Genomic DNA, 24,830 nt, shown 5'->3' on the forward strand with positions numbered 1-24,830 from the left:
ATAAAAGTGCTTAATCTAACGGCAGAGAGTACTGAGTTAACGGCAAGGAAATAGATGCAAATAAACGGTGAGTTAGGCAAAAGAACAGTACTACCTATTATGGACTGTTGGGAGCAATAAAATGACTGACAGCCCAATTCCATCGCTATCCGTACGCTCATATACGAAGCAAACGTGCCGCCATAAACACAACTACTTTCAGTTAGTGCTGCCCATCAACGGACATATCTTGATAGAAATCGATAATTTTAGCGGGCGAGTAGGCGTAGGCGAAGGCGTATGCATAGCGCCGAATGAGGTCCATTATTTTAGTGCTAACGAACTGTCAAAATTTATTGTGGCGGACTTGGAGTATGTGCCAGTTAATTTAAATGACAGGTTGCACCCGATATTTCAGGTAACGTCAGCATTACAGGCGTTTTTATCGTTCGTAGAGATTCAAATTAGCCAGTTTGCTGACCAAGGCCATGAAGAAATACTGGCGCTATTTTTAACCTTGCTAGAAACATCCTTGAAAGGATGCAGCATGGATAAGCGAATGACTCCTGTATTAAGCCATATTCATCGCGACCTTGCCCGAGGCTTTACACAGGTGGAGTTAGCACGGATAGCCTGCATGGGAACAACGCAATTCAAAACACGCTTTAAAGAAGCCACCGGGCATAGTTTACGAGATTACCTTGTAAAAGTGAGGATGGAAAAGGCCAAAGCACTACTTAGAAATACCGATACACCAATGTTGGGTATAGCTCAGCTAACAGGGTATGAAGATGTTGCAGCATTCAGTCGCCGGTTCAAAGCGTATTTCGGGCGACCCCCTAAGTTTTTCAAAAGAAAGTGACTGTGATAAGGGCTTACCTCACATGACGGTAAATCGTTGATAGAGAGGGCTAGTTAATCTCTTCGTCTTTAGGAAGTTTATTGACTCTGGCTTCTATAAAACGTTTGTGGTCGTCCATTTTGGTGCATTCTAAGGTTCCACCAGCAATTCCACTCAATATCGCCAAAGTTTTATTGGTCGTACTGCTACAGTTTACGCGTTTTGAAGGGCGTCGATTTTCATTAGCTTGTATTTGCTGTGTGCTTGGCCCGCTAAGAACAGGACTATTTTTACGCTCTTGAAATGCTTTTGCTGCTTGTTCTGCGTCTTCAGCGACTTTGTCACTGTGATACTTTTCAAAATAGAGGGCGGCGCCATCTTTTACCGACAGATTCAACGAGCCTGCGCGCCGATTTGCGTCTTTTGATAAAGTGGGCGACGGCAGTGTACTAGTCGGCTTACTTTCAATGGGTACCTGCTGTGTATCGGGCTCAGCATTTTTCTGCTGCTTGGGCGCAGGGCTTTCTACAATTTCATTCTTACTATCAAGTGCTTCAGTCGCTTTGGTTGCGTCAGGCTTCAACTCAATTTCTTGCCTTTTAGGGGAAACATCGATTGGTTTAGTTTCTTGTGGTTTAGCTTGGGCAGAAGGGCGTGGAACGGGGGGATAGTACAGTCTGGCGCTTATCTCCGGCGTTCGCTCCAAAACACTTACTCGTGCTTTTTGGTTGTTGATGCCCATTTGAGAAAGTATGACCACTACGATGACCCCAAACACATGTGCACAGCCCGAAATTAATAGTGGGCGCCACGCCATTTTCTTTGCAACGGAATGGTGTTCAATGCTGCGCTCAGGCGCAAAGAAAGATGGGGTGATAGTCGTCATAGTAAACAACAGACCATGGGCCCTATCGAATAGTTCCATCCTAATTTCATCGCACTTTTTAGTCCTCTCACCTTACCGCAACCTCATACCGCTTCAAAATTGGGCAAATTTTTAACAGTGCACCATTAGTGTGCATTATTTTTGTGCGTTCATGAAGCGTTTGCTTGTATGTATTTGATTTATTTGGCTAATCATTTGTGGCATGGCTCTTGGTTTATCTTCCCATAGTTGGAAACACGACCATAAATCACAGAATAACCAAAACAAACTGGGAGCAACTCATGAAACTAGTCACAGCGATCATCAAGCCGTTCAAGCTAGATGATGTTCGTGAAGCCATTTCAGAAATCGGTATCGACGGTTTGACCGTGACCGAAGTGAAGGGCTTTGGACGTCAAAAAGGACACACTGAACTTTACCGCGGAGCGGAATATCAGGTGGATTTTCTACCTAAAGTCAAACTGGAAATTGCTGTTCAGGATGATCAAGTAGAGCGCCTGGTAGAAGCCATCGTTGGCGCTGCCAAAACAGGCAAAATTGGAGACGGCAAGGTGTTTGTTTACGACCTTGAACATGCCGTTCGTATTCGAACTGGTGAGTCGGATAGCGACGCGCTGTAAGCCACAACGATATATTTGCGGAGAAAACCATAATGGAAATCACTTTTGAACTTGGGTATGCGCTAGATACCTTTTATTTTCTAATCTGCGGTGCACTGGTTATGTGGATGGCTGCAGGTTTTGCGATGCTTGAAGCAGGTCTTGTTCGAGCGAAAAACACCACAGAAATTCTAACTAAAAACGTGGCGCTATTCGCTATCGCTTGCACTATGTACATGATTTGCGGTTACGGCATTATGTACGGTGGCGGCGACTGGGGTCCATTCCTAAGCGGTATCATGGCTGATGGCGCAACAGGTGTCGCTGAAGAGCCAGCAACATATGCACCTTCTGCTGACTTCTTCTTCCAAGTAGTATTTGTTGCAACAGCAATGTCTATCGTATCTGGTGCGGTAGCTGAGCGTATGAAGCTTTGGGCATTCCTAGCGTTCGCAGTTGTTATGACGGGCTTCATCTACCCAATGGAAGGTGCTTGGACATGGGGCGGCGAAGCAGTATTCGGTATGTATACGCTTGGCGACCTTGGTTTCTCTGACTTTGCAGGTTCAGGTATTGTTCACATGGCTGGTGCAGCTGCTGCTCTTGCTGGTGTTCTTGTGCTTGGTGCTCGTAAGGGTAAATACACCGCTGACGGTAAAGTAAACGCGATTCCAGGTGCAAACTTACCGCTTGCAACTTTAGGTACATTTATCCTGTGGATGGGTTGGTTTGGCTTCAACGGCGGTTCAGTACTGGCTACTGCAACTGTTGAAAGTGCAAACTCAGTAGCGATTGTATTTATGAACACAAATGCTGCAGCTGCTGGTGGTGCAATTGCTGCACTTATCGTAGCACGCATTCTATTCGGTAAAGCTGACCTAACTATGGTACTTAACGGTGCACTAGCCGGTCTTGTGGCTATTACAGCAGAGCCTTCAACACCTACACCATTACAAGCTACTTTGTTCGGCGGCCTTGGTGGTATTTTAGTAGTGCTTAGCATTGTTGCACTAGACAAGCTTAAGATTGACGATCCAGTGGGCGCAATTTCAGTTCACGGCGTGGTAGGTCTTCTAGGTCTTATCCTTGTACCTTTCACTAACGATGGTTCAAGCATCTCTGGTCAGCTAATTGGTGCAGCGACTATCTTTGTATGGGTATTCGTAGTGAGCCTAGTGGTATGGCTAGTGATTAAAGCGGTTATGGGTGTACGTGTGAGCGAAGAAGAAGAATTCGACGGCGTAGACATGAGCGAATGTGGTCTGGAAGCATACCCAGACTTCACAAGCAGCCGTTCGTAAGAGAGTCTCGATTAGGCAACGAAACAACAATAACAATAATGCCTTATTACTTCGTTTAAGCCCCGCTAATGCGGGGCTTTTTTCGTTTCATGCAATGTGTTTTAAGACCATTATTGAGCTTAGGAAAAGAGCCTAGGCGTAATGTGACAATAACGCTACACTATGAATCGATAAACTAACGCTAGATTTATTATCGGCAACGTTTTAGTAAAAGGACGGTTATGACTGCAAGTGTGCGACTTCTACCTTTGATACTGGCTTTCTTTAGTATCAGCTGTTTGGGCTATGACAGAATAACGGGGCAACCCTTTGCAAGTCGCTCAGAAGTTATTGCAAAGAACGGCATGGCAGCAACAAGCCAACCATTAGCTACGCAAGTGGCATTGGATATTTTAAAACAAGGCGGCAGTGCAGTTGATGCAGCTATTGCAGCCAATGCCATGTTAGGTTTAGTTGAGCCTACAGGCAGCGGTATTGGCGGCGACCTATTTGCCATTGTGTGGGATGCAAAAGAAGAAAAGCTAGTCGGCTTAAACGCTTCTGGCCGTTCACCCAGACAGTTAACCAAAGCGGTGTTTGCCGAGCGTGGCTTGCATCAAATTCCAAAATTTGGTCCGCTACCCGTTTCTGTCCCTGGCGCTGTAGATGGCTGGTTTGCACTACACGAAAAATTTGGCAAGCTGCCCATGTCTGCGCTGCTTACCCCATCTATCAAATATGCCCGTGAGGGGTTTCCTGTTTCAGAAGTCATTGCCTATTACTGGCAGATGAATCAAGAGCGAATAGGTCATTATGACGGCTTCGCAGAGACTTTTCTTATCGACGGGAAAGTACCGCAAAAAGGCGATGTTTTTAAAAACCCTGGCTTAGCCGTGACCTATGAAAAGATTGCAACAGGCGGGCGAGATGCTTTTTATAAGGGCGATATCGCACGCACTATCGATGCTTACATGAAGTCTCAAGGCGGCTTTTTGTCATACCAGGATTTGTCATCGCATACCTCGGAGTGGGTAGAGCCCGTTTCTGCTAATTATCGCGGTTATGATGTGTGGGAACTTCCGCCCAACGGACAAGGCATAGCGGCCCTACAGATTCTTAATGTGCTTGAGCACTATGATATCGAAGGAATGGGGTTTAACTCAGCAGACTACATCCATACCTTTGTTGAAGCCAAGAAGCTCGCCTTCGAAGATCGCGCTAAGTTCTATGCGGATCCAGACTTCAACGATATTCCAGTCGACTGGCTAATTTCGAAAGAGTATGCCGCTAAGCGCCAGAAGCTCATAGATAATGAACGCGCAGCGAATCGCGTTGATGCGGGTATTTATGAAGGGGATACCATTTATCTGACCGTTGCTGATAAAGAGGGCAATATGGTGTCCTTAATTCAAAGTAACTACCGCGGAATGGGCTCAGGCATGACACCTCCAGGGCTAGGTTTTATTCTTCAAAATAGAGGTGAGATGTTTACCCTTGAAGAAGGGCACTTTAATGAATATCGCCCGGGAAAGCGTCCATTTCACACCATTATCCCGGCTTTTGTAACAAGAAACGGTAAGCCAGTGATGAGCTTTGGCGTGATGGGCGGTGGAACTCAGCCTCAAATGCATGCGCAAATTATTGTAAACATTCTCGACTTCGGAATGAATTTGCAGGAAGCGGGGGATGCTCCACGCATACTGCACAGTGGGTCGAGTAGCCCAACGGGCGCGTTGATGACTGATGGTGGCTATGTGAGCTTAGAATCGGGGGTCAGTGAAACCGTTCAGCGAGAACTCATGGAGCGGGGGCATAAGCTTCAACGCGTGGTAGGCGCGTTCGGTGGCTATCAGGCCATCGCTTGGGACGAGCAGAAAGGTGTCTATTTTGGCGCTTCAGAAACGCGAAAAGATGGACAAGCCGCGGGCTATTAAGCACACTAGTGTAAATAATAGGCGGCGGAGTTAATTTGTTCCCCCGTTTGCTGCTTCGCTTTAAAGGGTTTCAAAGTTTGAAGCAGCCGCTACACTTTACGATAAGGTTCGCACAACAAAGCGCGGCGAATGATCGCCAGCAGCGAAACGTCAGAACAAGGCGTTAATAACAACAAGAGCGGCAATGACACAACCACAAAAAGGCCTCTGCGCTGAGCCAAATTTACATGCACAGTATTTACTACTGAACGTCATTGATGACGATAGCCAAGCCGTACGCGCCAAACTATCTCGCGTGCTGGATATATTCGAGCATTTTGAGAATGAGCACTACGAAGCCATGGTAACCGGGGTTGTCGCTATTGGCACCGGTTACTGGGCTGAGGTATACCCCGGTTTGATACCTGTTGAGCTTGCCCCTTTTCCTGATATGCAGTGTGACGATAGAAGTGCCCCCACCATGCCTTGCGATCTCTTCATTCAAATTCGCGCTGATAGGCTGGATATTTGCCATGCGGTTGGCATTGAAGTGATGGATTTGTTGCGTATTCATGTAGAACTGGTGGAGCAGATAAGAGGGTTTAGGTACTTAGATGGCCGTGACCTCAATGGTTTTCTTTATGGCGCAGATAATCCACGTGGAATGAAGCGCAGACAAGTCGGGATTATTGGCGAAGATGACCCTGACTTTAGCGGTGGCAGCTATGTTCACATACAACGCTATCGCCATGATTTAAGGCGTTGGAATAGTCTTTCAAGCCGTCAGCAAGAACAAGTGATGGGCACCACGCAAGAGCACAATTTGGTAAGTAGCGAACAGTCTGAATCTTCGCACTGTGTTAGGGCAAGCACTGTTGCGCCCGATGGCGACGAACCAAGGCTAATTAAGCAAGGCATGCCATACGGTGATATGGCCTCTCAAGGCTTATTCTTTGTAAGCTGTAGTGCCAGTGCGCGGCCATTTAAACAGATGCTCCACAGCCAAATATACGGCAACGGTGAAGGCGATTATGACAGATGGCTGGACTTTACCAGTGCTGAAACAGGTGCTGCGTTTTTCGCGCCATCCATTAATTTTATTCGCCAGCAGGCTAAGTTATCTGAGTCCTAAATTTAACCGTCGCTTATGGCCATTGGGATTAGTAGACTAGCGCACCATCCCAATCCTCCTTAAAATCGACGCTTCTGTAAATTCGACAAACATCTATGTGATGATGCGCTAGCGAATCGTTTGGGCTCATAGCGACAGCGGTCTCAAAAAAAGAAATGGCCTCGTCCCACTGCTGATTTATACGGCATGCGATACCTGCGGCAATCTTGGTCTGAACCGCCAACTTCTTTTCCTGCTCACTCTCTGAAAGGTGGCTTAACACCTCGTATATTTCAATTGGCGCTTTTCGTCCTTTCACTCTTACCCAGTCAAGCAAGCGGGTTTTAATTGGGAAGCCAGACCCTATGGTCTGAAGAACTTGGGCACTTACGATAATATCCGCCTCGTATTTGGGTGTTAAAGCTTCTAAGCGAGAAGCAATGTTTACGCTATCGCCAATGACGGTGGTATCCATCCTATCTTCTGAACCTACCGTACCCATAATAACAGGGCCAAAGTGGATACCTATTCCCATATTAATTGGTTCGTAGTTACTGTTCTTTCTATGGCCGTTATATATTGTCAGCGCTTTGCGTAAGTCGAGCGCAGCATTAACCGCATCCATAGCTTTTTGTTGTGAAGATCCTTCGCGATGATCGAACAGCGCCATAATGGCGTCGCCCATGAACTTATCAATAAAACCGTGGTTTTGATGAATAGGATCGTTCATTCTGGTGAAATAAGAATTAAGAAAGTTCATCAACTCTTGTGGCGTAATACGTTCAGAAAAACCGGTAAAGCCTCTGATATCGCAAAACATAATCGCAACGTCGTTTTCAGCCGCATAGCCAAGACCCAGCGCGTCTACGTCAGAATTCGACATGTGCTCCACAAACTGCTTTGGAATGAATTTTTGAAAGGTTTGTGTAAGCCTTTGGGCCTCATCGGCAGCTGTGTGAAAGTGCGTTTCATCGTCGTTTTTTGCGACAGTGGTGGAGACATGACGCCGACGTTTAAATTGGCTAGCTCTGTATGCAAACCGACGGCTGCGCCTTACGTGCAAAGTTGTGATAGCGACACTGTAGAGAAAAAGTGCGCAAATAGCGCCAAACTGCCAATCCATTGATAACACCACACCTATAAACTGCTTTTAAATGAAGGCTAATAATCTAGCCCGCGAGGAATTCAAGCGTTACGTATGAGAGAAGCAATGAAGAAGAGGCACTAATACGCCACGGTGGGCGTATTAGTGCAAAAATTACCAGAAAGGAATTAACTTAAAGCGTTGAGAACACTTTATCTGCTGCAGCAAGGGTTTGCTCAATGACTGCAGCGTCATGCGCTTTAGAAACAAAGCCCGCTTCATAAGATGCAGGTGCTAAGTAAACGCCTTGCTCTAGCATACCGTGATAGAATTTATTGAATTGCTCGGTATTACAGTTAATTGCTTGCTTGTAGTTCGTAACTTTCTCTACGTCAGTAAAGAATATCCCAAACATACTGCCGGCAATATTAGTAGTTAGACTAATATTGTGTTTGTCAGCAAGGGCTTGGAAACCATCCACTAGCGTTTGCGTATTTTCGAAAATTGAATCGTAAAGTCCAGGCTGCTTTATTTGCGTTAAAGCAGCAAGACCTGCAGCCATTGCTACTGGGTTACCAGAAAGCGTACCCGCTTGGTAAATTGGCCCTGTCGGTGCTATGTGAGTAATAATGTCACGACGGCCACCAAAACAGCCCACTGGCATGCCGCCGCCAATGACTTTACCCAAGCAAGTCAGGTCTGGTTTGATGTTATAACGCTCTTGCGCCCCGCCGCGAGATACGCGGAAGCCTGTCATTACTTCATCAAAAATCAATACACTGCCATATTGGTCACAAATAGCGCGAAGTCCTTCAAGGAAGCCTTCCACAGGAGGGATACAGTTCATGTTACCTGCGACAGGTTCAACGATAATGCACGCAATATCATCGCCATGGGCTTCGAAGATTTCTTTTACGCTGTCTAGGTTATTGTATTCAACGGTAAGCGTATGCTCAGCAACATTTGCTGGAACACCTGGTGAACTTGGTACACCAAGGGTTAGCGCCCCTGAGCCCGCTTTAACTAGCAGAGAGTCGGCGTGCCCGTGGTAGCAGCCTTCAAACTTAACAATTTTGTTTCTGCTCGTGTAGCCGCGAGCCAGGCGAATAGCTGACATGGTAGCTTCTGTACCCGAGTTCACCATGCGTACCATTTCCATAGATGGAACCAGTTCGCTAACCAACTCAGCCATGATCACTTCAGCTTCGGTAGGTGCACCGAAAGACAGGCCGTTATATGACGCTTCAATAACCGCTTCGCGAATTTGAGCGTTATTGTGACCTAGAACCATAGGGCCCCAAGACTGAATATAGTCAATATATTGTTTGCCATCCGCATCCCACATGTAAGCGCCATCAGCTTTCGTGATGAAGCGAGGTGTACCGCCTACCGCTTTAAAAGCGCGAACGGGTGAATTTACGCCACCAGGAATGGTTTTTTGGGCGCGGGTAAATAGGGCTTCAGATTTTTGCATGTAATTACTTACTCTTATTGCTGTACCAAACAACGTCACGCTCGTACTTAGTGAGAAGGTTTTCTACACCCAGAGTAAGCGCAAACAATGCCATTCTGACAAGTACACCATTGTCGGTTTGTCTAAAAATGGCGAGGTTTGGATTGAGGTTTAGATCGTTATCTAATTCGTTGGCTTCCATACGTGAATCTCGTGGAAGTGGATGCATGATAACGGTCTTCGACTGAAAGTGTTTCGTGTAAATCGACTGATTAAGGCGGAACTTACCTCGGTATTTGTTGGCTTCTTCTTGAGAAGGAAAGCGCTCTTCCTGAATGCGTGTTTGATAGCATATGTCCGCATCCATATTCCCTTCAAGGGTATCGGTAATCGTAAGCTGGTGCCCCGCATTTTCGATGGCGTCTATGATGGGCTGAGGCATGGCCAGCTCTTTTGGCGAAATGAGCGTAAAGCGAATGTTTTTAAACAAACATAACAAGCGAGATAAAGAGTGTACTGTTCGGCCGTAACGCAAATCACCAATCATGGCGATGTGTAAGCCGTCAATGCCGTGGCCATTGTATTCCAGTTCACGTTTAATCGTGAACAAGTCCAACAGTGCTTGGGTTGGGTGTTCGTTTGCACCATCACCACCGTTGATAACAGGTACACGACTACCTTCGGCAAATTCTGCCACTGAACCCGCCGCAGGATGTCGCATTGCAATAATGTCGGAATAGCCGCTCAGCACACGGGCTGTGTCGTACAATGACTCACCTTTAGCCAGCGCAGAGCTCGACATGCCGGTGGTTTCTCTAACTTCACCACCTAAAAGGTTGAATGCGGTACCAAAGCTAACTCGCGTACGGGTACTTGGCTCAAAGAAAAGGTTACCGAGAATGGCGCCATCTAGCACGGTTGTGCGCTTTTGTCGTTTGGCATAGGGTTGCATGGAATTGGCAACTGAGAACACTTTCTCAATGGCCTCGCGATCGAATTGATTAACCGAAAGAATGTGGTTACCGGTAAAGTCAGACATGCGCTTCTCAATCATCAACGAAAACGGCGCTAGTTTATAATACCGCTGGGGCTAAGTCATTAGCGCAACGTTAATCTTGCCTTACGTTTTTCTCAGTTTGGCGTTTTATTGAAAAGGGCTTTCCACAAATCAAAACACAAGTGTGCATGTGCGCATATGTCGACTAATTGTGTTGCTGAGTATAGTGGGTAAAGAGTAAAAGGATTTTTTCAGCTGCGCTATTTACGTGGGCTGTAATCGCTTCGTCTTGAAGCGGAGACTGTATGCCGCACAGCATCATGGTGTGATATTCCCCCTTAAGCAGGGCGCAATAATCTACTGCCAGCTGTTGGGCGATATCACGGCTTAAGCTACCTTCTCCGAACTTCTCTATGACATCACTCAATGTAGATAGGGAAGCTTCTGGGCCAGCCTGATAAAAAAGTGTTGCCACATGAGGGCTATTTACCGCTTCAGCTATAATTACTCGAAAGATAGCAATGGCTTCAGGATCTTGTAAAAGTCGCACAAACTGACAGCCAACTTTTCGTAAACATTCTAATAGTGAGAGTGAACCTGAAGTGGCGTCGATAAGTTGCTGGGTGTCGAGTTGGTATGATCTGCATTTCGATGAGATTGCCGCTTTAAAGAGAGCATCTTTTCCTTCGAAATGAGAATAGACCGTTTGTTTAGACACACCAGAGGCTTTAGCCACAGTGTCCATAGATGTGTTGGCAAAGCCCTCTTTTAAGAACAGGCAAGACGCTGCATGCAATATAAGATGGTATTTCTCTTCGCTTTTAGGTCGGCCTTGCTTTCGAGTGGTAGCCACGTTCGTTCTCACTTTATTGACGAATATTTAAATATCAAACTGGACGGTCTAGTATTTATATACTAGCATAGCACAATAAGTATGCAAATATAGCCCAGAGCAAACGCTAAACTGGTTAAAGGAAATGTTATGACTGCTGCAACGACGCCTTCTAAAAGTGGCAAACTCTCACTTATTATCGCTATTGCCGTTTTTACTGCAGCGTTGGTCATTCTTTTGATGACAGCAGGTCTTGGCAATGCGACACAAACGCCAGAGGCAAGAGTTCCCGTTGCAGTGTCCACTGGAACAGTCAAAATTCAATCGGGCTTTGAAACTCCAATCAATGTTTTTGGGCTTATCGAATCCCCACGGGCCACTTCGCTTTCATTCGATATGGCAGGGCAAGTCAATACATTACTTGTTGAAGAGGGCGATGTAGTAAGCAAGGGAGATGTTCTAGCCCGTCAAGATGTTCAGCGTCTCAATGCCAGAAAACGTGAGCTTCAAGCCTCACTTGAGCGTGCAAACGCCGACCTTGAACTTGCTAGAGTAAACAGCGAAAGAACCACGTCGTTGGTTGAGAAAAAGCTAGAATCAGCGCAGCGACTAGACGAAACCAAGGCAAGTCTCAATGTCGCTAAGGCCCAAGTTAGTGAAATGCAGGCCGCCCTTGAATCACTGAAGGTAGAAATAGAAAAAGCGACCCTTATTTCTCCCTTCGATGGCGTAGTCAATCGACGATTTTTTGATGAAGGCAGTGTAGTTAGCGCTGGAACCCCCGTGTTTGGAATTACGGGCATAGAGAATTATCAGGCACGTTTCGCGGTAACTGCCGATGTTGTGGATCAGTTTGACCTTAATGAGCCGGTGCTGGTTAGCGTCGGGGATATTGATGTGGCGGGTACTGTTACGCAACGCTTACCTGTTCGCAACGTGCAAACGCGAACCATTGATATTTTAGTGACATTAAATAGTAATGAGCGGGTACGCCCCGGTGACATGGCCATTTTGTCTGGCTTTCGTTCTCACTCTGAGACCGGAAGTTGGCTGCCGGTTAACGCGCTAAGCAACGGCTTGCGCGGTTTGTGGCGCGTATTTGTTTTATCAAACGAGCAAACCGCCACCCTTGAAGCCCGTGTAGTGGAAGTTGTATATACCGACGGAAACAGCGCGTTTGTGCGCGGAGCGCTTAAAGATGGAGAGGTTTACGTAAGCGAAGGTACACACAAACTCGCACCTGGCCAAATGGTATCAATCCCCAGTCAACATCAAGCTGGGGCACGCTAATGAAGTCATTTAACTTCGGCTCAGATAAATCTTATCCATGGTATACCTTATTTTACCGACGAGGGCATTTACTCATACTGAGTCTTCTGGTGCTAGTCACAGCAGGGTTGTCAGCATTAGGCTCTCTGCCGCGTATTGAGGACCCGCGAATAGATACGCGAAACGCACTGATCATTACTCAATACCCTGGCGCATCGGCGGAACGGGTAGAGGCTTTGGTTAGTGATGTGCTTGAAGACAGGCTTAGAGAAATATTTGAAATAAAGGAAGTGAAGTCCACGTCGCGTGCTGGTATCTCCATCATTCTCATAGAGACGCAAGACTGGATAAATAATTCAAGTAACGAACAATTATTCAGTGAAATTCGCGACGCCATTGGCGCTGCCGCCGAGTCATTCCCTGAAGGTGCAATGGCGCCAGTTTTCGATGAAAAGCGCGGCGCGACAGCGTTCACTTTATTGCTATCTGTGCGAGCAGACCACTTTGAAAATACCCCTATTACACTCACCGCGCGTTTGGCTCAAGAACTTACAGACAGGCTGCGAAACGTTAACGGCACTGAGCTAGTGCGTGTATACGGCGCACCGCAGGAAGAGATTAGCGTCAATATCGACCCGATTAAGCTTGCCGCAACGGGTCTTACCTTACAGCAAGTAAGCAATTTAATAAGCCGCGCCGACCCCAAATTACCTGCCGGTATGCTTAACTCCCAGCAAAGCAATTTGCGCTTTACAGTGGGAGAGGGCTTAAATGGCGTGAACATGATTGCTTCAATTCCCTTAGTTAACGAGCAAGGTCGCTACTTACGGGTAGAAGACGTCGCTACAGTGGAGCGCAGTTTTACTACCCCTCGCAACGAAGTGGCATTTCTAAATGGTGAAGAGTCTATCTTTGTGGCAGCGCGTATGCAGCCGTCACTACGTTCTGATGTATGGACAGAAAATGCATTAGCAGTAGTGGAGCAGTTCAATAAAGACTTCAGCGGAACCTTAACCGCTACCGTCGCATTTGAGCAAAACGAATATACCGCTACTCGCCTTGCTGACTTATCGATGAACCTGCTTATGGGGTGCGCCGTGGTCATGATGGTTATTCTACTTTTCATGGGGTTTCGTGCTGCGTGGATTGTGGGCCTGGCACTTCCCTTATGCGCCGCTTTTGCCTTGTTCTCTTTAAGTTTTTACGACGAGCAAATTCACCAAATGTCTATCTTTGGCATGATCATCGCCATTGGTTTACTAATCGATAATGCCATTGTTATTACCGATGAAATTCGCATTAATTTACAAGATCCTAATTTAACGCGAGTAGGTGCTATGGCCAAAAGCGTTTCACATCTATTTGTACCGCTTTTGGCTTCAACGCTTACGACCATTTTAGGCTTTATGCCCATCTTTCTTTTAGATGGAAACATTGGTGACTTTGTTGGCCCGATTGCCATTAGCGTGGTGATGGCACTTATTGGCTCGCTGTTTATTTCTCTTACTATCATTGCAGCCCTCGCTGCCCGATTTTTGCCAAAGCACGACAATAGTTCGCAACGTGAAATAGCATCGAAGGCGTGGTGGAAAGTGGGACTACAAGCGCCAGAGCTCAGTCTCGCTTTTAAAAAGCAATTGGGTAGATGGGTTAAACAGCCAATTTTGGTGTTACCGGTTATTGCTTTGCTTTGTTTATCTGGCTTTGTACTGTCTAAAAGCTTAGCCAATGTGTTTTTCCCAAGTGCAGACAGAGATCAGTTCGAAGTGTACCTGTGGACCAAAGAAGGGAGCAGCATCGACAACACAACGAGCTATGTTAAAAAAATAGATGGTGCTATTCGCAGTGAGCAAGGCGTGAAACAAGTTAGTTGGTTAGTCGGGGGCTCTGCCCCATCGGTGTACTACAACCAGATGATGACGCGTGACAACATGCCTTATTTCGCAAATGCTGTGGTGTCGACAGATACAGTGGATGACGCTGTTGCGCTAGTGGGCAAACTACAACAAGAGCTTGATAGCGCGTATCCAGTGGTACAAATTGTAGTGCGAGCCTTTGGGCAGGGTCCGCCTATTGCGGCGCCTGTTGAGGTAGAGATTTTCGGCCCTGATCTGAATGTGTTGAACGACCTAGGCGACAAAGTACGCATGTTAATGTCTGAAGTCGACGGCATTTCTCAGTCTATAACCAGCGTTTCAATGGGAGAACCCGAGCTTAAAATAAACGCGGACAGCGATAACCTGTCTTACTTGGGGCTTACGCTTTCCGAGCTTGCCAATCAAATGCAGATAAACTTTTCAGGTATTACCGGTGGTTCTGTTTTGGAAAGCACAGAAGAAATTCCTGTACGCGTAAGGCTAGACGAGGCGTATAGACAAAATGTAACGGGCGTAGACGCCATGCCAATTCCGGTTGCAGGAGACAATGCTATTTCTTGGTCGCCACTTGCTGCTGTAACAAACTTAACGCTTCAGCCTGCAACCAGCAGTATCACGCGCCTTGATGGCGAAAGGTTAAATCGTATTCAGGCGTTTTTGCTTCCTGGTGTCCCGGCCATTGATGCAAGTAACCATTTGCGAGATCTGCTCGAAAGTCGATTAATTCTTCCCGAAGGATATCGTATTCATTTAGCGGGAGACGCTGATGAACAGCAGCAAGCATTAGGTAAATTAGCGACCTATGCGCCGGTGCTGTTGGTTCTTATGGTAACAACGCTCATTCTGACTTTTACCAGCTTGCGGATGGCGGGTGTAATCGGATTAGTGGCAATACTTTCTGTAGGGCTGGGTATGTTCAGTCTTTGGATATCTGGATTGCCGGTTGGGTTTAATCCGCTGCTAGGTTGTGCTGGCCTTATTGGCGTAGCAATCAACGGATCGATAGTGGTCATTGCCGCTATCAACGCGAACCCCAAAGCAAAGCAGGGAGACACGAAAGCCATTGTTGAAGAAACCATGAGCTGCAGCCGCCATATTTTATCGACTACTTTCACGACGGTAGGTGGATTGATTCCCTTGCTATTGTTCAGTGAAGGTAGCTTTTGGCCGCCGTTGGCCGTGGTGCTGGCTGGTGGAGTAGGGTTCTCGGTAATCTTGTCGTTAGTCTTTACGCCAACTATAGTGGCTGCTTTTCAACGATACCGTTATAGAAATCACACATTGGCATAATTTTACGGTTAAACTATCCCTTTTTAACCCACGTATAAATTTGGCTTACTTAGCGTATGCGAAAATCAAATCCTCTTTTGCGTTGGTGGCAAACCGACTGCGTTAAGTGTAAACGCATGAGACTTTATATCGTTTGGGCCGTAATCATGTTGGTGGTGTATTTTTATGTCTGGTACTAGTGTCGAACCAATCTATATCCGAGCTGCCTCGAAAAGTAACGGTATTACTAGCCTGGTGCTGGGCTGTATCGGTTTGTGTATTGCGGCACTGTGGTTAGCCTTTCTTCCCGATTGGCTGTTCTTAGCGGGGATTTTTATCACCAGTGCCGCGTTAGTGTGCTTGCTCGTAGGGTACTTCAAAATTCGTGAGCCCGACTATAGTTTGGAAATAGCCAAAGACTATATTACTTATCGCCACCGTCTGGGCAGTTGGCGTATTCACTGGGACAACCTGCTGCGCGCAGATTGCCCCCGTGTTCGCCATGGGCTGGAGCATATTCCCCTTGAAACCATCGGTTTCAAAATCAAAAGTTACACGGATTTCCTCAATACGATTTCACCACGGCTTGCAACGCACTTGTTAATGGAGCAGCGGCCATTGCTAATGCAGAACACAGATGAGAATTGCGCCTCTGGAAGCTGTTATGAGCAATCTATGTTTGACGATAAGCAGTACGTTATGGAAGACGGGACCATCATTAAAGGCATTAAAGCTATGCTGGCACATCGTATGGTAGAGCTAAGAAAGCGCCTTGGGTATGATATTTTTATCGCGAGTTCAGAGCTAGATAGGGATGCCAGCGAGTTTGCAGGACTTATTGCTCAGTGCCAGAAAGCTAGGCAGTCTTCTGAAGCCAGCTAAGCTCATCGTAGCAATTAGACTTTATTCGCCTAGCTGCGGCTGTCCTTCAATTTACTCTCGTTAAGCACTTTCTTGGCTTCGGCAATAAGGGCTGGTAAGTTTTCCTCGACTAACTTGTGCTGACCAAGTTTAAGTGAGCTCTCTGTTTCGTTGGCTAAATGCTGCATGCGCGGCAGACCTGTATAGCAACACGCACCGTGTAGTTTGTGAACTTCGGTCTTAAGCCCATTGTAATCTTGATCGTCCCAAAGCGCCGAAAGTGTCTCGATAGTTTCGGGCAGTAACGCAATAAAACTGTCTAACATTTCTTTTGCTGTATCTTGATTTTGATTCGCTCGTTTAAGTGCTAGCTGCCAGTCGATAGAGGGAAAGACGATTTCACCGGGCTCAACATTGTGGCACCACGAATTGATAAGCGTAATAAGTAGCTCAACCTCAATAGGCTTAGGTAAGTAATCGTCCATGCCAGAGGCAAGCAATCTTTCTTGCTCTTCTTTAAACGCGTGGGCTGTCACTGCCACTATTGGGGTACCCATATTCAACGGTGATTTACGAATTTCTCGGGTGGCCTGCAGTCCGTCCATGCCTGGCATCTGCACGTCCATGAGAATTAAGTCAAACTCTTGAGTCTGGCACTGATTGACGGCGTCTTGTCCACTGATCGTTGTGGTTAGCTCGACAGGAGAATGATCGAGCCACGTATGCAGCAGTTTAAGATTCATTTCCATGTCATCAACAGCAAGAATTTTAGCTTTTGGTAGCGTGCCTATTTTCTCTTGCATCGCATTTTTAGCTGGCGTTGTATGGTGGTGCACCAGGCTATCTAACTTGGTAAGCGTCATCGGCATACGCGCTTGTGAATGGAAATGTTGCGACAGGCTTGGGTATTGGGCAAAAGGTTCAGGGCCGGAATACCAAAGTATGCGCTTTTGCGCAGGGAACTGTACAAAACGACTTAAATAGGTATCCCGCAATCCCATCTTACTTACCGGCACAGTTGCCATGAAAAAGTCGTACTGGCCTTTAAGTGACATCAAATAATCTAGTGATTCAACAGAGGTAACCTGTGCACCCAAAATCGATAACATGCTTGCACTTGAGCGACGTGTTGCAGGTACCGGGTCGAAAATAACCACGTTCTTACCTTTCCAGTCTTCACTACTAGTTAACGCATATTTCTGGCTTAACTGGTTCATACGTAGTGATACGTTAAACGTAGAGCCTTGGCCTAATACACTTTTTAGCGTTAGATCACCGTTCATTAAGCGAACCAGCTCTCGACTTATCACGAGACCTAATCCAGTGCCTTGGTAATTACGGTTAAGGGCGTCGTCTACTTGCGAGAAAGCGTTAAATAGCTTTTTTCTGTCTTGTCGGCTTATTCCGATACCTGTGTCTTCAACGGTAATATTTACTTCGTGAATACCATGAGGAAGCGAGCGTCCGCTCACCGAAAACGTAATGGTGCCGCTGGACGTGAATTTAAGTGCATTACTTAACAAGTTATTGAGCACTTGCTTAATACGAAACACATCGCCAATGAGCTTTTCAGGGAGCGGGTGCAAATCAAATACAAATTCGATGCGCTTGCTGTGGGAAGATTTAGCCATGATAGTGACCATTTCTTCGAGCAGCTTATTGGGCGAGAAAGGCTGATTATTAATTTGCAGTTTACCGGCCTCAATCTTAGAAAAATCGAGGATATCGTTAACGATTGTTAGCAGGTTATCCGCGGCCGTGTTTACAATTCTGACTTGCTCTTGCTGGTCAGTGGGCAGCGACGCATTGTTCAACTCTTTGCTGAACCCCAAGATAGCATTAAGAGGTGTGCGAATTTCATGACTCATGTTGGCCAGAAATTGAGATTTAACGTTACTGGCTTTTATCGCATCTTTGCGCGCGATATCTAAACGGGCATTCTGCTCTTCAATGAGCTCCATATTGTTGCGCAAATCATTTGTTGCTTGCTCAACTTCGCTTTCCAGCTGGCCTCTGCTTTTCTCCATTAATGCAAAGGAAAAGAGCCCTGCTTCTAAGAAAACACCCACCTGAAAACAATAGGTGGTGAAGTCGTTGGAAGGTAAAATTCCGATAAGGCTTAACATGCCAATAATCGCACCGGTGGCGAGCATACTCCATGCAAAAATGAAGTAACGCGCGGGCTTAAACTTATTGAAAAATGCTTCGAACCCGGCGTAGATATAACTCAATATCGCCACAAGACCCACGCCGTATACTAGGTTGTTCTTCCAAATAGAAGGAAGCAGATCGACGAAGCACACCAGCCCTGTTAACGCTTGGCAAACCAACAATAAGTTAATGACGGGATGTGCCGTGGGAGAGTGCTTTTCCGTTTCCAAAAACGTCTTGGTAAAAAAGCCTGAGCTTATACCAATAATTACGAATATCAGCTCGGAATGCCCAACCAGCCAAGAGGGGATCCCCTGACTAAACAGCAAGTGCGTATGGCCGCCCCACACAAACTGCCACAAAATAACCGCAGCGATATAGCCAACATAGGCAATCAGACTTTTTTCCCGCACGCCAAAAAATAGAGCAAGGTTATAAATAGCGAGAATAAGCAATCCGCCGTAGAAAAAGCCCCAGAGCAAGCTGTCCATTTGGAAGTAGCTGCTATGTAGCGGTTCGGCTTGAATTCGAAGTGGTGCAATTAGGCTAGACGAGTGACTTTCAATGCGTATGTAAAGGTCGACAGGATCGCTATCAGGCAGCTCAACACGAAAGGTTGGAACACGAAAACGCTGTTCTTTTTGAGCTTTCCCCTGATGGCTTTGCTTTATTACCTTGCCGTTTTGCACCAAATAAAAATCAACACTGTCGAGCTGGCTGAAATTTATTGAGAACACCCAGTGTTTATCGTTTGAAACATTGGCAACAGAAGTGAGTAGCCACATGCCATTATTACGAAACCCAAAGTTAGGGTTGTCATGGGGATGCATAAGGAAGTCATTGCGTCTTCGTGATACATCGCTGATAGTAAGCTGATAATCGGTTTCAAATAAAAAATACAGAGAGTCTGATAAATCTAGCGTACTTTCTTCATCGAAGAGCTGCTCGATATGCTGCGCGCTGGCATTCGAAGGCAGGTAACTGCCTACAACAAGAAATAAAAAAAAGAATACGCGAAAGATAGCCATGATTATCTGTACTTACGTTACCGTTTGATTAGGGGCTTTATTATTTTTTAGTTTTACTCGTAAGAGTGAAAATTGAACGGCAAATTTCACCCAATGCTATTTAACCACTCTCTTTGAAGAATAACAAAACAAACCCTCACCCCATACAATGAGTAAGACCCAAAAGTCGCGACAATTGGTTTCAAGGATTGCACACAAATGCGGTTTACCCCACAATAGCCTTTAACGCTCGGGAGCTTTCACTAAGTGGTGCGCTAAATTGTCCACAATCGACAGCCTAACTAGCACGAGCGCATTGGTATTAATAACAAAACGAAAAAACTATCATGAGTGACGAGATCATCATTAATCGCGATGGGGTAGAGCAACTTCCTCTTCGACGTTTCACCGAAGACGCTTATCTAAACTATTCCATGTACGTCATCATGGATCGTGCACTTCCACATATTTCGGATGGCTTAAAGCCTGTTCAGCGACGCATCATTTATGCGATGTCAGACCTAGGGTTAAATGCAAACGCCAAATATAAAAAATCGGCGAGAACCGTAGGTGATGTGCTGGGTAAGTTTCACCCTCACGGCGATTCTGCCTGTTATGAGGCGATGGTGCTCATGGCTCAGCCTTTCTCTTATCGCTACCCTTTAGTAGATGGTCAAGGTAACTGGGGTGCGCCGGATGATCCGAAATCGTTTGCTGCCATGCGTTATACGGAAGCTAAGCTCTCGCGCTTCTCTGAGGTGCTGCTGAATGAACTTGGACAAGGTACGGTAGATTGGGTACCTAATTTTGACGGTACGCTAAACGAGCCTAGCGTGCTTCCAGCTCGCTTGCCACATATCCTATTAAATGGCGTGACAGGGATTGCCGTTGGCATGGCGACGGATATTCCTCCTCACAACGTGAGAGAGTTGGCCAACGCGTGTGCCATGTTGTTAGACAACAGCAAAGCCGAGCTTAGCGATGTGCTAGAACACGTTAATGGACCTGACTATCCTACCGAAGCTGAAATTATTACGCCAAAGTCTGATATTCAAAAGCTGTACGAGACTGGGCGTGGTTCTATAAAAATGCGCGCGGTGTATATGGAAGAAAACGGTGATGTTGTCATTACCGCTCTACCTCACCAAGCGTCTGGTGCCAAGATACTAGAGCAAATTGCCGCGCAAATGCAGGCGAAAAAGTTACCGATGGTAAGCGATCTTCGAGACGAATCGGATCATGAAAATCCAACCCGTTTGGTGATTACGCCTCGCTCAAATCGCATTGATGTAACTCAGCTGATGCAGCATTTATTTGCAACTACCGACCTAGAGAAAAACTACCGGGTCAACTTGAATATGATTGGCCTAGACGGTCGCCCTCAGGTGAAAGATTTACGTACGATTTTGTCTGAATGGTTGCAGTACCGAAAAGATACCGTGACGCGCCGCTTGCAATACCGTTTAGATAAAGTGTTAGCGCGTTTGCATATTTTAGAAGGTTTATTAATTGCGTTTTTGAATATCGATGAAGTTATCGAAATTATTCGCACGTACGACAAACCAAAACCAGAATTAATGGCGCGATTCGGTTTAAGTGACACACAAGCGGAAGCAATTCTGGAATTGAAGCTTCGTCACTTAGCCAAGTTAGAAGAAATGAAGATTAAAGGCGAGCAAGATGAACTTGCAGAAGAGCGCGACAAGCTCCAGCAGCTTCTAGGCTCAGATCGCCGTCTTAAAACCCTAATTAAGAAAGAAATCCTTGCAGACGCTGAAAAGTACGGTGACGACAGACGCTCACCTATTGTTGAGCGTGGTGAAGCTAAAGCGCTGTCTGAAAAAGAGCTGGTACCTGCTGAGTCTGTAACCGTTGTGCTGTCAGAAAAGGGCTGGGCACGCTGTGCAAAAGGTCACGATATCGATGCGGAAGGTTTAAGCTACAAAGCTGGTGATGCCTATTTATCCAGCGCCGAAGGCAAGAGTAATCAGCCTGCCGTGTTTATGGACAGTTCAGGTCGTACTTTCTCTTGTGACGCTCACGGGTTGCCGTCTGCACGAAGTCAGGGGGAGCCGCTAACCGGGCGCTTCAGCATAGTGGGTGGCGAGTCATTCCAACACGTCATTATGGCGCAAGACGAAAGCAAATTCTTAGTAGGTTCTGATGCAGGTTACGGCTTCGTCGGCACATTTAAAGATATGGTGAGTAAGAACAAGGCGGGTAAAGCCTACTTATCATTGCCTACTGCGGCGAAAGTCATGAAACCAACACCGGTTACAAATCCAGACTCCGACTGGTGCCTAAGTATTTCTAATGAAGGTCGCATGCTCATGTTCCCACTACGCGACTTACCAAGTTTAGGTAAAGGGAAGGGGAACAAGCTTATCAATATTCCTTCTGCAAAATCGCAATCTCGAGAAGAGTACGTGAAGGTGCTTGCTGTTGTACCTGATGGCGCCGCAATTAAAGTGGGAGCCGGTAAGCGCAACATGACACTGACGGCTGACGACCTTACCCACTATCAGGGAGAAAGAGGTCGAAGAGGGAATAAATTACCGCGAGGACTACAGCGGGTTGATACGGTTGAAGTTGTCTTACCCAGCAAGGACGAAACATCTGAAGATTTGTCATAAAGTTTAAGTTGTTCTTATGCTTAGGTGAACTACACTCAAAAAGGGATTAGATGAGGAATTTACATGCTAGGCATAGTTTTTACATCGTTAATCGATATGCTCGAGGAGAAAGTTTCTCCTGAGTTTGCTGACGATGTCATCATGGAAGCTGGGTTAGAAAACGACGGCGCTTATACCGCAGTGGGCTATTACCCGTTTGAACAAATGCAACGCCTGTTAGGTGTGCTGGTGGAGAAAACGGGTAAGTCAGCTAACGAGCTACTCTACGATTTCGGCTATTACTTATTTGGTAAGTTAGGTGCAGTGCATGGCGACGTGCTGGCCAATACAGAAGGCATGTTGGATATGCTGGAGCACTTGGACGGCGACATTCATGTTCAGGTTAAGAAGCTCTACCCAGACGCCGACCTACCCCGATTTACGGTGATATCCAGAACCGATAACACCATGCGCTTACAGTATTATTCTGAAAGAGAATTATATCCTTTAGCAGAAGGCTTGATGGACGCAGCCGCAGCTCATTACAACTGCACCCTGGAAAGGGAAACCCATCAACTAGATACGCCTCATACCTACGAATTTAGTATATCTCTCGTTTAACGGAGGCATGTTATGTCAGATGGAACAACGCATAGCACGCCTTCTGGTAGCGACCGTGCTGCGTTACTTGAAAGGCGTTTAAAGCGAGAGCGAAATGCGAGAGAGCAAGCCGAAGCTTTGCTGAGAGAAAAGACGCAAAGTTTGTATGCTACGCTTCAAAAAAGCCAAAGTGCACAGAAAGATTTGGAACTTGCACTATGGGCGTCGCAGGAGTCTTTTTGGAATTGGGAGGCAGAGAATGACATTATGGAATTTCGCTCATTCTCACTACATTCTGAAAGTGTATCTACCTGGTCAGGCACCTTAATTGAGCTTCTAGAGCGGGTACATGAGGACGATTTAGACGGTCTGCAGTTTCACTGGAGCATGGCGCTACACGGCAATCGTGACCGTATAGAGTTTTCTTTTCGCTTAAAGCTCGACAGCGATTTTCAGTGGGTAAGGCTGCGCGGGCGCGTGCTAAAGCGTGGAAAAGCGGGTGAAGCGCTTCAAATTGTTGGTACCACAAAAGACATTACTCAACAGCGCAAAGCTGAACAATCGTTTCACTTAATGGCCTCTGCTTTTGCGAGCTCACGTGAGCCCATGTTAGTACTCTCACCTGATCTTGTTATCACAGAATGTAACGATGCATATATTCAGCTGATTGCTGCGCCTTTCAAAGAGCAATGCATTGGTTTGGATTTCAACCAAATATTCATTGCTGAGAAAGTCGATAAAGTGCAGTTGGCGCTTGATAAACAAATTCGCTTCGAGTCAAAAGTGAAGACGCAAAACGGTGAAATTAAGGTTGTCGATATCTCGGTGGCTTTGTTTGAGACCTACCAGCAAACGTCATCTTATTTGATTGCCACAATGCGCGACATCAGCGATAGAAAACGAAACGAAGCCAAACTACGTCAACTGGCATTGCACGATGAGTTAACCGGCCTTTCCAATCGCAATTCGCTGCGTGAGTCCATCTCCGGGTTAGTACAAAAAGAACAGCACTTTGTTTTGGTCTTTATTGATCTGGACGGGTTCAAAGCAATTAACGACAACGCAGGGCATGAAAGAGGGGATATTGAGCTTCAGCGCGTAGGAGCGCTCCTTACTGCCATATTCGGCCCAATAGGGGAAGTCGGCAGGTGGGGTGGTGATGAGTTTATTGCCGTATTGCCTAATCAGAATGTTGAGGAAATTGCTGAACGCTCTGAGCGGCTTATCAGCCAGATAGAAGAAGACGCCATAACCGTAAAAACGTCGGAGCTTAGGCTGTCTGCCAGTATTGGCATTGCTGAATTTCCAGAACATAGTGACAACCTAGAAAGCTTGGTGCAGTGCGCCGACGCCGCAATGTACCGTGCGAAAGAGCTGGGTAAAGGGCAGGCGTTTATTTACGAGTCAGGTCTCTATGAGAGCATGACCCAGCAGGTCAGTATGGTGAATGACTTGCGCAGAACAGTAGAGAACCACCTTCTCGATTTCTATATTCAGGGTAAATATGATCTAAACGGTGAGTTAAAAGGCGGTGAAGTACTGTGTCGCTGGATTTCAGGCTTACACGGTGTTGTATCGCCGGCAGTGTTTATTCCCATAGCAGAAGAGCACAAGCTGGACAGTGCTATTGGTCTTCAAGCACTGGAAGCGGCATGTGATTACATTTCAATAATGGAGTCGCAGCAGGGTGATGCCATTCCTTTGTCTGTGAATATCAGTGCTAATCAGATGCTTGACCCAGAATTTCCAAATCAGGCAATGTCTATCTGTATGGATAATGATGTGTCTCCCGAATTTATTGAGCTAGAGCTCACTGAGTCGGTCTTTATTCGCGATGAAAAATCAGCACTTAGAGCATTAAACACGTTGAGAGATCATGGGTTTAGACTGTCTCTGGATGATTTTGGCAGTGGCTTTTCATCTCTTAGCTACTTGCGAAGTTTCCAGTTTGAAGTGGTTAAGGTGGATAAAAGCTTAATTCAGGGTATTCACCAAGATAGCAAAGCCAATGCGCTATTTAATGGTTTGATAGCGATGTTAAAGAGTTTGCAAATAGATGTGGTGGCTGAAGGCGTAGAGTTGGAGTCTTATTTGCCTTTTATGGAGCAGGCCGACATTCAGCTGATGCAGGGGTTTTACTTTGATAAACCAATGCCTTACGACCAGTTCTTGGCAAGGCATACTACAGAGCCTAATCGGTAATGTCTTC

The 24,830-nt window shown here is 46.2% G+C and carries 17 protein-coding genes; 11 read left to right on the plus strand and 6 right to left on the minus strand.

Going from position 1 to position 24,830, the window contains the following annotated elements; all coding sequences use genetic code 11:
* Positions 1-121: 121 nt before the first annotated feature.
* The gene (locus tag BZA03_RS17055) at positions 122-841 is read left to right on the plus strand and encodes an AraC family transcriptional regulator (protein WP_014975463.1); all 720 of its coding nucleotides are present in this window, start codon (positions 122-124) and stop codon (positions 839-841) included.
* A gap of 49 nt (positions 842-890) precedes the next feature.
* Here BZA03_RS17055 and BZA03_RS17060 read toward each other — a convergent pair whose 3' ends face one another.
* Positions 891-1,745 (minus strand): hypothetical protein, encoded by an 855-nt coding sequence (locus BZA03_RS17060; protein ID WP_110289405.1) that lies wholly within the window; start codon positions 1,743-1,745, stop codon positions 891-893.
* A 242-nt stretch (positions 1,746-1,987) separates the two neighbouring features.
* On the opposite strand from BZA03_RS17060, the gene glnK reads away from it, so the two are divergent.
* From glnK to BZA03_RS17080, 4 genes are all read left to right on the plus strand, one after another.
* Positions 1,988-2,326 (plus strand): P-II family nitrogen regulator, encoded by a 339-nt coding sequence (glnK, locus tag BZA03_RS17065; RefSeq protein WP_012516988.1) that lies wholly within the window; start codon positions 1,988-1,990, stop codon positions 2,324-2,326.
* A gap of 32 nt (positions 2,327-2,358) precedes the next feature.
* Positions 2,359-3,606, plus strand: a complete 1,248-nt coding sequence (locus BZA03_RS17070) for an ammonium transporter (protein ID WP_014948004.1) — start codon at positions 2,359-2,361, stop codon at positions 3,604-3,606.
* Between the two features lie 221 nt (positions 3,607-3,827).
* Complete coding sequence (gene ggt, locus BZA03_RS17075; RefSeq protein ID WP_110289406.1) at positions 3,828-5,519, plus strand: gamma-glutamyltransferase; 1,692 nt, start codon at positions 3,828-3,830, stop codon at positions 5,517-5,519.
* Positions 5,520-5,703: 184 nt separating this feature from the next.
* Positions 5,704-6,630, plus strand: coding sequence for a Dyp-type peroxidase (locus tag BZA03_RS17080; protein WP_014948006.1), 927 nt, complete (start codon positions 5,704-5,706; stop codon positions 6,628-6,630).
* 28 nt (positions 6,631-6,658) lie between these two features.
* On the opposite strand, the gene BZA03_RS17085 is transcribed toward BZA03_RS17080, so the two are convergent.
* The 4 genes from BZA03_RS17085 to BZA03_RS17100 all read right to left on the minus strand — a co-directional run bounded on the left by BZA03_RS17085 (position 6,659) and on the right by BZA03_RS17100 (position 10,996).
* A complete protein-coding gene (locus tag BZA03_RS17085; protein WP_014948007.1) occupies positions 6,659-7,732 on the minus strand; it encodes an adenylate/guanylate cyclase domain-containing protein in 1,074 nt (357 codons plus the stop codon).
* A gap of 154 nt (positions 7,733-7,886) precedes the next feature.
* Complete coding sequence (gene hemL, locus BZA03_RS17090; protein WP_014948008.1) at positions 7,887-9,167, minus strand: glutamate-1-semialdehyde 2,1-aminomutase; 1,281 nt, start codon at positions 9,165-9,167, stop codon at positions 7,887-7,889.
* 4 nt (positions 9,168-9,171) lie between these two features.
* Entirely contained in the window at positions 9,172-10,185 is a 1,014-nt protein-coding gene (locus BZA03_RS17095) for an aspartate carbamoyltransferase (RefSeq protein ID WP_014948009.1), read from the minus strand.
* Positions 10,186-10,348: 163 nt separating this feature from the next.
* Entirely contained in the window at positions 10,349-10,996 is a 648-nt protein-coding gene (locus BZA03_RS17100) for a TetR/AcrR family transcriptional regulator (RefSeq protein WP_014975467.1), read from the minus strand.
* Between the two features lie 129 nt (positions 10,997-11,125).
* On the opposite strand from BZA03_RS17100, the gene BZA03_RS17105 reads away from it, so the two are divergent.
* The 3 genes from BZA03_RS17105 (at position 11,126) to BZA03_RS17115 (ending at position 16,272) form a co-directional block, all read left to right on the plus strand.
* Positions 11,126-12,265, plus strand: a complete 1,140-nt coding sequence (locus tag BZA03_RS17105) for an efflux RND transporter periplasmic adaptor subunit (protein ID WP_110289407.1) — start codon at positions 11,126-11,128, stop codon at positions 12,263-12,265.
* On the plus strand, positions 12,265-15,411 hold the full coding sequence (locus BZA03_RS17110) for an efflux RND transporter permease subunit (protein ID WP_110289408.1): 3,147 nt from the start codon (positions 12,265-12,267) through the stop codon (positions 15,409-15,411). The genes BZA03_RS17105 and BZA03_RS17110 overlap by 1 nt, the downstream gene beginning before the upstream one ends.
* A 165-nt stretch (positions 15,412-15,576) precedes the next feature.
* Positions 15,577-16,272, plus strand: a complete 696-nt coding sequence (locus BZA03_RS17115) for a DUF2982 domain-containing protein (protein ID WP_075177774.1) — start codon at positions 15,577-15,579, stop codon at positions 16,270-16,272.
* Positions 16,273-16,301: 29 nt separating this feature from the next.
* Here the strand turns inward: BZA03_RS17115 and BZA03_RS17120 are convergent, their stop codons facing one another.
* On the minus strand, positions 16,302-19,430 hold the full coding sequence (locus BZA03_RS17120) for a hybrid sensor histidine kinase/response regulator (RefSeq protein WP_110289409.1): 3,129 nt from the start codon (positions 19,428-19,430) through the stop codon (positions 16,302-16,304).
* A gap of 326 nt (positions 19,431-19,756) precedes the next feature.
* Here BZA03_RS17120 and parC point away from each other — a divergent pair, with 326 nt between their 5' ends.
* From parC to BZA03_RS17135, 3 genes are all read left to right on the plus strand, one after another.
* Positions 19,757-22,042, plus strand: a complete 2,286-nt coding sequence (gene parC / locus BZA03_RS17125; RefSeq protein ID WP_014975471.1) for a DNA topoisomerase IV subunit A — start codon at positions 19,757-19,759, stop codon at positions 22,040-22,042.
* Between the two features lie 63 nt (positions 22,043-22,105).
* Positions 22,106-22,642, plus strand: coding sequence for a heme NO-binding domain-containing protein (locus BZA03_RS17130; RefSeq protein ID WP_014948016.1), 537 nt, complete (start codon positions 22,106-22,108; stop codon positions 22,640-22,642).
* 12 nt (positions 22,643-22,654) lie between these two features.
* Positions 22,655-24,823, plus strand: coding sequence for a bifunctional diguanylate cyclase/phosphodiesterase (locus tag BZA03_RS17135; protein ID WP_110289410.1), 2,169 nt, complete (start codon positions 22,655-22,657; stop codon positions 24,821-24,823).
* Positions 24,824-24,830 lie beyond the last annotated feature (7 nt).

The sequence above is a fragment of the Alteromonas sp. I10 genome (assembly GCF_003201515.1).
GTDB lineage: Bacteria > Pseudomonadota > Gammaproteobacteria > Enterobacterales > Alteromonadaceae > Alteromonas > Alteromonas macleodii.

Excerpts from the sequence above, each read along its gene's own strand:
- BZA03_RS17055 (WP_014975463.1), top strand. The coding sequence starts at position 122 with ATGACTGACAGCCCAATTCCATCGCTATCCGTACGCTCATATACGAAG.
- BZA03_RS17060 (WP_110289405.1), bottom strand. The coding sequence starts at position 1,745 with ATGGAACTATTCGATAGGGCCCATGGTCTGTTGTTTACTATGACGACT.
- glnK (WP_012516988.1), top strand. The coding sequence starts at position 1,988 with ATGAAACTAGTCACAGCGATCATCAAGCCGTTCAAGCTAGATGATGTT.
- BZA03_RS17070 (WP_014948004.1), top strand. The coding sequence starts at position 2,359 with ATGGAAATCACTTTTGAACTTGGGTATGCGCTAGATACCTTTTATTTT.
- ggt (WP_110289406.1), top strand. The coding sequence starts at position 3,828 with ATGACTGCAAGTGTGCGACTTCTACCTTTGATACTGGCTTTCTTTAGT.
- BZA03_RS17080 (WP_014948006.1), top strand. The coding sequence starts at position 5,704 with ATGACACAACCACAAAAAGGCCTCTGCGCTGAGCCAAATTTACATGCA.
- BZA03_RS17085 (WP_014948007.1), bottom strand. The coding sequence starts at position 7,732 with ATGGATTGGCAGTTTGGCGCTATTTGCGCACTTTTTCTCTACAGTGTC.
- hemL (WP_014948008.1), bottom strand. The coding sequence starts at position 9,167 with ATGCAAAAATCTGAAGCCCTATTTACCCGCGCCCAAAAAACCATTCCT.
- BZA03_RS17095 (WP_014948009.1), bottom strand. The coding sequence starts at position 10,185 with ATGTCTGACTTTACCGGTAACCACATTCTTTCGGTTAATCAATTCGAT.
- BZA03_RS17105 (WP_110289407.1), top strand. The coding sequence starts at position 11,126 with ATGACTGCTGCAACGACGCCTTCTAAAAGTGGCAAACTCTCACTTATT.
- BZA03_RS17110 (WP_110289408.1), top strand. The coding sequence starts at position 12,265 with ATGAAGTCATTTAACTTCGGCTCAGATAAATCTTATCCATGGTATACC.
- BZA03_RS17115 (WP_075177774.1), top strand. The coding sequence starts at position 15,577 with ATGTCTGGTACTAGTGTCGAACCAATCTATATCCGAGCTGCCTCGAAA.
- BZA03_RS17120 (WP_110289409.1), bottom strand. The coding sequence starts at position 19,430 with ATGGCTATCTTTCGCGTATTCTTTTTTTTATTTCTTGTTGTAGGCAGT.
- parC (WP_014975471.1), top strand. The coding sequence starts at position 19,757 with ATGAGTGACGAGATCATCATTAATCGCGATGGGGTAGAGCAACTTCCT.
- BZA03_RS17130 (WP_014948016.1), top strand. The coding sequence starts at position 22,106 with ATGCTAGGCATAGTTTTTACATCGTTAATCGATATGCTCGAGGAGAAA.
- BZA03_RS17135 (WP_110289410.1), top strand. The coding sequence starts at position 22,655 with ATGTCAGATGGAACAACGCATAGCACGCCTTCTGGTAGCGACCGTGCT.